2 pseudogenes are annotated in these 1,216 nt (G+C 54.5%); both read left to right on the top strand.

What is annotated here, in order from left to right:
• Positions 1–894, top strand: a pseudogene (locus HMPREF3120_RS10955) (IS21 family transposase); the annotation flags it as partial.
• 14 nt (positions 895–908) lie between these two features.
• Positions 909–1,216, top strand: a pseudogene (locus HMPREF3120_RS10950) (ATP-binding protein); the annotation flags it as partial.

Below are 1,216 nucleotides of genomic sequence, written 5' to 3'. Positions count from 1 at the left end.
TACGGGGTCACGATTGTGCCGACAAGGCCTGGCAGGCCCCGCGACAAAGCGGCAGTAGAACGTGCAGTGAAAATCGCCTACACCAAAATACTCGGATACTTCAGCGACGAGGTCTTCTATAGCCTCGATGAACTCAATGAAGCGATCACTGAGCGTCTTGAAGACATCAACAGCATCATGCTGCGTGCTGATGGCACAACACGGCGCATGCGCTTTAACCAAGAAGAGGCACCGGTGATGCGCGATCTGCCGCCAACCCCGTTTACAGAAGTGTCCTACAAACGGTGCAAAGTCGATCGCAACTGGCACATCACCTGTGACTACCAGTACTACTCAGTGCCATTTCAGCTGGTAGGAGAATCAGTAACAGTCAGGCTCACCCCGCAACTGGTGAGCATCTTCAACGGGGATCAGCTTGTTGCTGAACACACACGCCTACACGGATTCAAATACCGGTACTCCACCGATCCCAATCATGGGCCAAGTGGCGACGATGAAGGCCACAAGGCGCTCACCCGCGACGAACTGCTGGCCTGGGCATCATCGTTTGGTTGCGCAACACAGACAGTCATAGCGATGATCCTCGACCGTAATAGTGCCGCCATACCCCGCGGACTCCTCCAGGCTCGCAACGTGCTGGCCAACCTGGGCAAAAAGCACAACAACACCACCTTGGAGCCTGCATGCCAGCAAGTCTTGGACAAGAAACTGGCCCCAACTATGGCTGTGATCAAACGCATCCAGACCGACATTGCACACGCCCAACAACACCACGCTGCACCAAGGGCAAAAACACCACCGGTAGCCGAACACCAACAACGCCCAAGTACCCCGCTTAGCGGTGATGTGGCCGATGCCATCTTCATCCGGCCTGCTGACCACTACGAACACTAGAAGGAGTGTTAACCATGAGCAACATCGACGACGAAACAGTACGAGCAAAAATGCGCAAACTTCGAGTATCAACCTTCGCGGACATCTTCAACGAGATTGTCAACGACGAAGCCTATACAGATGCGCTACCAGAAGACATCTTCCTCGCAGCAGTCGAAGAAGCCTACACACAACGGCAACAACGCAACATTGCCAAAGCCATCGCCCAAGCAAAATTCCGATACCCCGATGCGAGCCTGGCCGAAGTCACCCAGGCTGAACAACGTGGCATCAACATGCGCCAGTTAAAACGAATCGCGGCGACCAACTGGCGGGAAAACCC

Origin of the sequence: Corynebacterium sp. HMSC11D10 (assembly GCF_001806995.1) — a bacterium.
GTDB lineage: Bacteria > Actinomycetota > Actinomycetes > Mycobacteriales > Mycobacteriaceae > Corynebacterium > Corynebacterium coyleae.
The sequence above is the reverse complement of the archived record's forward strand: the minus strand, read 5'-3'. Positions and strand labels throughout refer to the sequence as shown.